The sequence below is a fragment of the Gemella sp. 20925_1_85 genome (genome assembly GCF_041433735.1).
GTDB lineage: Bacteria > Bacillota > Bacilli > Staphylococcales > Gemellaceae > Gemella.
This window is the reverse complement of the sequence record NZ_JAPWCC010000017.1, coordinates 37817-44222: the sequence shown is the minus strand read 5'-3', so window position 1 is coordinate 44222 and position 6406 is coordinate 37817. Positions and strand designations below refer to the sequence as shown.

4 protein-coding genes and 2 other annotated features are annotated in these 6406 nt (G+C 32.0%); of the genes, 2 read left to right on the top strand and 2 right to left on the bottom strand.

Features of this window, described 5'->3' with window-relative positions:
* Positions 1-854, bottom strand: an 854-nt coding sequence (locus O3884_RS06245; RefSeq protein WP_371452481.1) for an SSURE domain-containing protein, incomplete at its 3' end; no start/stop codon positions are given.
* A gap of 260 nt (positions 855-1114) precedes the next feature.
* Positions 1115-1333 (top strand) — a binding site (T-box leader).
* A 59-nt stretch (positions 1334-1392) separates the two neighbouring features.
* Positions 1393-1635 (top strand) — a binding site (T-box leader).
* 83 nt (positions 1636-1718) lie between these two features.
* Between O3884_RS06245 and metE the strand changes: the two genes are divergently transcribed.
* Both metE and O3884_RS06235 read left to right on the top strand, forming a co-directional pair.
* Positions 1719-3959: a 5-methyltetrahydropteroyltriglutamate--homocysteine S-methyltransferase gene (gene metE, locus O3884_RS06240; RefSeq protein ID WP_371452480.1), complete on the top strand. Its 2241-nt coding sequence runs from the start codon at positions 1719-1721 to the stop codon at positions 3957-3959.
* 9 nt (positions 3960-3968) lie between these two features.
* Entirely contained in the window at positions 3969-5810 is a 1842-nt protein-coding gene (locus O3884_RS06235; RefSeq protein ID WP_371452478.1) for a bifunctional homocysteine S-methyltransferase/methylenetetrahydrofolate reductase, read from the top strand.
* A 67-nt stretch (positions 5811-5877) separates the two neighbouring features.
* On the opposite strand, the gene O3884_RS06230 is transcribed toward O3884_RS06235, so the two are convergent.
* Entirely contained in the window at positions 5878-6231 is a 354-nt protein-coding gene (locus O3884_RS06230) for a YlbF family regulator (RefSeq protein ID WP_371452477.1), read from the bottom strand.
* Between the last annotated feature and the right edge of the window lie 175 nt (positions 6232-6406).

Here is a 6406-nt window from a genome sequence, read left to right as displayed (position 1 = left end):
TTAACAGTTGTTAATCCATTTAGATTTACATTTAGATCTTTTGTAGCTACTACATTTGTTAAATCTGCTTTTCCGTCTTTTTCACCGTATACTTTGATTGTTGCTTTGTAACTTTGTGTTCCATTTGCTTTAAGTAAATCTAATAATTCTTTATCTGATTTCCCTTGTGTTCCTGCTAAGTCTACTTCATAGAAGTATAATCCTTTTGTTAAATTTTCCACTGGTGGAAGAGCTGGATTTTTCGCTGTTCCGTTATCTGACCATGGAGCTGTGTCTGATGATTTTAAGATTAAGCGAGTTAACATTCCATCACCTGCGAATAAGTGATAAGGAATTACTTGGTTTACACCCGCTGTAAATGGTCCAGGGAAGTTTGCTTTATCTAGGTATTTAGCTGGTACGTTAACTTCATCTTTCGTATTTTCCATTACTGCTTTTTTAACTTCAACTGGAGTTGTTTTGTGTGTAGTCATATCTGGTGCATCCATTTTTGGTGCATCTACAGTATCTTTAGCAAGACTTAAGATATTATTTTCTGTTACCTCAGGTTTAGCTTCTCTATCTGTTCCAACTACAGGTTGTTCGACTGTTTTATCAGTTTCTTTAGGTTTTACTGTTGTTGTTTCTACTGATTCAGATTTTTCTGTTGGTTTAGTAACTACATTTTCATCTACCTGCGTTTTTACAGTTTCAACTATTGGTGCTTTATCTAATTGTTTATCACTTGCGTGAGCTTCTCCACCTCCTACAATTACAAAAATACCACTTGCAATTGCTGCTGATACTACTCCAACACTAACTTTTCTTATTGCCCATTTTGTAAAATTTTCTGATTTCATAAAGTTATTCTTCATTTGTATTTTTCTCCTCTTATTAATACTTTATTACCAAAACTTTTTGTTTGATGAATACAGTATACCTTATAGATATTAACTAACTATTAGTAAATGTTTAAATAATTCTTAAATAGATATTATAAAAATATTATTTTAAAAATATACTAATATATATGGTTCGCCTTAGATTTCTGACAATTTCGAAAAAAGTTTTTAATTTTTTTAATAAAAAGTGTTGACAAAGAAAATATCTTATGTTAATATTTCTTTAACAGTTTTAAAAAGCGAAGAAGTGAAGAGCAATATTTCTTAATTATTAGAGACCTTTTGGTTGGTGAAAAAAAGGATTTGAGTGTATTGTAAATGGTCACAGAGCTGAACTAATGAGTATATATAAGTTAGTTCCGGTTGATAACCGTTAATAATCATTGAGGTAAGATTAAAATTTATTTTAAGATTATAAAATTGGGTGGTAACACGGTCATTTCGTCCCTTGTGTTACTACCCTTTTGTCGTATTTAAGACTGAATAAAAAAATATTTTTACAAATTAATATATTATTACATGGATAAGATGAGTAGAAAAAAGGATTTACACCAGAGAGTCTCGGTAGCTGAAAAGAGATTAATGAGTTTTTTTGAAGATGGTCTTTGAGTTTTAATTATCGAGCACAAGTTAGATAATTACGCAGAAAATAGCGTTAAAATTTTAATGAGGTGGAAAACTAAAAAATTCAATTTATCATTTTAGATTTTCCATAAAATAAGGTGGTACCACGTATAAAACGCACGTCCTTAGACAATATTAGATATTGTTTAAGGGCGTTTTTTATTTTTATAATTCAATATACACAAAAAGAGAAAATCTCAGGAGGAAAAAATAATGACAAAAATTTCAAGTTTAGGATACCCACGTTTAGGGGAAAAAAGAGAATGGAAAAAATTAATTGAAGGATACTGGGCGCGTACAGTTCGTCAAAACGAGTTATTTGAAGAAGCAGGAAAACTTCGTCGTCTTTATATCGAGAAACAATTAAATGCTGGATTAGATTTTATCCCAGTTGGTGATTTCTCACTTTATGATCACATTTTAGATTTATCAGTTCAATTCAACGTTATTCCACAACGTTTTGAAGGAAGAGAAGTTGATGTAGACTTATTCTTCGATATCGCTCGTGGTAACAAAGATAATGTTGCATCTGCACTTAAAAAATGGTTTAACACTAACTACCACTACATCGTACCAGAATGGGAAAATGTTAACCCTAAATTAAACAATACTCGTCTATTAGACTTATATAAAGAAGCAAAAGAAATAGTAGGAGATAAAGCTAAACCAGTAATCACTGGACCAATTACATATGTTGCTTTATCTAGTGGTCTAGCTGAAGGAGAATTTGAAAAAGCTGTAGACAAATTATTACCATTATATACTCAAGTATTTAAAGAATTAGCTGAAGCTGGTGCTTCTTACATCCAAGTAGATGAGCCAATCTTTGTTACTGATGAAGGTAGAAACTACGTAGAATTAGCTCACAAAGTATACAACCACTTCAACAACGAAGTAGATGCTAAATTCATCTTCCAAACTTACTTTGAAGCTTTAGTAGAAGCTGAAAAACTTGCTGATTTACCAGTAGCTTTCGGTTTAGACTTCGTTCATGGTAGAGAAGAAAACTTAGCTAATGTAAAAGCTGGTTTATTCAAAAATAAAGAAGTATTTGCTGGGGTTGTTGATGGACGTAACGTATGGAGCAATGATTTCGAAGATAGTTCTGCATTATTAGAAGAAATTAAAGCTAACGTTGCTGAATTAGTAATTCAACCTTCATGTTCATTACTACACGTACCAGTAACAACTAAAAATGAAACTGAATTAGAAGAAACATTACTAAACGGTTTAGCATTTGCTGATCAAAAATTAGTAGAACTTAACTTACTAGCTAACAAATTAGATGGTAAAGAAGATGCAGCATACCAAAAACACGTTGAAGACTTCAATAAATTACAAAATGCTGATTTCAGAAACCTTGAATTAGAATCTAGTGAAAATGTTCGTTCAACTCGTCCATCTGATTACAAAGTTCGTCGTGAAGTTCAAAACAAAAAATACAACTTACCATTATTACCAACTACTACGATCGGATCATTCCCTCAATCTAAACAAGTACGTCTACAACGTGCTCTATGGAAAAAAGGTGAATTATCTAATGAAGCATATGAAAAATTCATCGAAGAAGAAATCGCTCGTTGGATTAAAATCCAAGAAGATCTTGACATCGATGTACTAGTTCACGGTGAATTCGAACGTACAGACATGGTTGAGTTCTTCGGTCAACGTTTCGCTGGATTTGCATCTACTAAATTCGGTTGGGTTCAATCATACGGTTCTCGTGGTGTTAAACCACCAATCATTTACGGAGATGTAAAACACGTTGAAGCTGTTACAGTTAAAGAAACTGCTTATGCTCAAAGCTTAACTAACCGTCCTGTTAAAGGTATGTTAACTGGACCAGTTACAATTCTAAACTGGTCATTTGAAAGAACTGATATTTCTAAAGCAGAAATCTTCAACCAAATAGCTATCGCTCTTAAAAATGAAATTGAACTTTTAGAAAAAGCTGGAATTACAATTATCCAAGTTGATGAACCAGCTATCCGTGAAGGATTACCTCTAAGAGATAACAAAAAAGAAAAATATCTTGAAGAAGCAGTATTCTCATTCCGTCTAGCTACTTCATCAGTTCAAGATGATACACAAATTCACACTCATATGTGTTATTCTAACTTCGATGAAATTATCGATTCTATCCGCGCACTAGATGCTGACGTTATTTCTATCGAAACTAGTAGAAGCCACGGAGAATTAATCTCTGCATTCGAAACTGCAATCTACCCATTAGGTATTGGTTTAGGAGTTTACGACATCCACTCTCCACGTGTTCCTACAAAAGAAGAAGTACGTACAAACATCTTACGTCCACTTCAAAAACTATCTACAGAACAATTCTGGATTAACCCTGACTGTGGATTAAAAACACGTGCTGAAAAAGAAACAATCGAAGCATTAGAAGTTTTAGTTGAGGTAACTAAAGAAATCAGAAGTGAACTTGCCGCTAAATAGGAGGTTCATATGAGAAACTTACTAGAGAGATTAGAAAAAAATGTACTCGTAGCTGATGGAGCTATGGGTACAGCTCTCTATAGTAATGGATTGGAAAGTTGTCATGAATATAATAATATCTCTAATCCAGATTCTGTAGAGAAAATACATAAGGCTTATATCGAAGCTGGAGCAGATATAATTCAAACAAATACTTATGCTGCAAAAAAATGTCAGCTAAAAACTTATGGTTATGAAGATAAGTTTGAAGAAATAAATATTCGCGCTACTGAAATAGCTCGTAAAGCTGCTGGAGAAAATACTTTTGTTTTCGGTACTATTGGAGCTATTCGCGGTCTTCGTGAATGTGAACTATCATTAGAAACAATCGTTAACGAAACACTTGATCAAGTAAAAGTATTATTATCAACAAATAAAATTGATGCATTACTTTTTGAGACTTATTATGATCAAGAAGAAATTCGTGCTGTTTTAACTGAAACAAGAAAATTAACCGACTTACCTATTATCACTAATATTTCATTATTAGAAGCAGGTATAACTCAAAACGGGGAAAAAGTTACTGATGCTTTAAGCGCACTTGTTAATTTAGGTGCTGATATAGTTGGATTAAACTGTCATTTAGGTCCTTATCATATGATAAAAAGTTTAAAACAAGTGCCATTATTCGCACAAAGCTATCTATCAGCTTATCCTAATGCCAGCTTATTACAGTTAACACAAACAATTAATGGTAATGAATATCGTTTCAGAAAAAACTCAGCATACTTTGAACAAAGTGCTAAGTTACTAGTCGAAGAAGGAGTAAGATTAATCGGTGGTTGCTGTGGAACTACTCCTGAGCATATTCGTGCTATTAAAAAAGGAATAAAAGATTTAAAACCTGTCAGAAGAAAAATAATCACACCTTTACCAGCTGAGGAAGAACTTGTTAGAGTAGCAAATAATAAACCAACAATTGTTGATAAAGTGAAGAAACAAGTAACAATAATTGCTGAACTAGATCCACCAAAACACTTAAATGTAGATAAATTTATCGAAGGTGCTAAAGCTATAGATAAAAAGAATATCGAAGCTATAACTTTAGCTGATAATTCTTTAGCTAGTACTCGAATTTGTAATTTAGCTGCTGCTACATTACTTAAAGAGCACATTTCTACCCCTACACTTCTGCATCTAACATGTCGTGATCACAACCTTATCGGGTTACAATCTCGATTAATGGGATTCGATCTTCTTGGAATTAATAATGTTCTTGCTCTTACTGGGGATCCAAGTAAACTTGGTGACTTCCCTGGAGCTACTAGTGTCTATGATATGACTAGTCTTAAGTTAATTCCTTTCATTAAACAACTTAACGAAGGACTTGGATATAACGGGGCTTCTCTGAAAAAGACTACAAACTTCACAGTTGCTGCAGCATATAATCCAAATGTTCGTGATTTAAGTAAAACAAAACGTTTAGTTGAGAAGAAAATTAAAGCAGGTACTGACTACTTTATTACACAACCTGTCTTTGAAGCTGAAAAAATTGAACAATTAGCAGAATTTGCCGCTGATTATCCAGATACACCATTCTTTGTTGGTATAATGCCAATTACTAGTTACAATAATGCTGTATTCTTACACAATGAGGTACCTGGTATCAAGTTATCAGAAGAATTCTTAGCTAAATTAGAAGAAGTAAAAGATGACAAAGAACTTTGTCAAAAAATTGCTTTAGAAGAAAGTAAAAAACTACTAGATGTTGCTTTGAAACACTTCAAAGGAATTTATCTAATAACACCTTTCTTTAGATATGATCTTACATTAGAATTAATAGATTATGTTGAAGAAAACAAAGATAAATAAAAGTTAAATGTATATAGAAAATCCAGGTGTTAGAATCATTCTAACACCTGGATTTATTGTATTTCTATTATTTATTTCCGTATTTTTCGAAAAGTTCATCTAAAGGTTTGTACATTACTTTATTTAAATCTTCAATTAAAAATTGTAGTTTTTGTTGAGTTTGTACAAACTCTAAGAATTTAGCATTTCCTAATAATTTTTGTTGGATTTCTTCAAATACTGATAATTCTTCTTCTGTAGGTTCATTTCCTGCTTGAGCAGATTCCATTAAATCTTTTTGTTTTGATACGAATTCTGTATATAAAGCGTTAGCTTCTTCATCTGCGTATAATTCTTCAGATGCTGCTAATGATGCTTTATACTCATCAGATTCTCTTAATGCTCTTTCAAATTCATTTGCTTTATCATAAATATTTACCATAATTATTTGCTCCTTTTATGTTGTATTCTAATTATAACATAGTTTTACCTTCTTTGACAATAAATCGTTTGCAAATTAGTAATATGCTATGTCATTTGGAGAAAGGGAGTGTCTTAAAAATCGTGATTTATAAAAATCAATTTTATCGAGTTACTCTCGTATTTATATTATATAT

Excerpts from the sequence above, each read along its gene's own strand:
- metE (WP_371452480.1), top strand. The coding sequence starts at position 1,719 with ATGACAAAAATTTCAAGTTTAGGATACCCACGTTTAGGGGAAAAAAGA.
- O3884_RS06235 (WP_371452478.1), top strand. The coding sequence starts at position 3,969 with ATGAGAAACTTACTAGAGAGATTAGAAAAAAATGTACTCGTAGCTGAT.
- O3884_RS06230 (WP_371452477.1), bottom strand. The coding sequence starts at position 6,231 with ATGGTAAATATTTATGATAAAGCAAATGAATTTGAAAGAGCATTAAGA.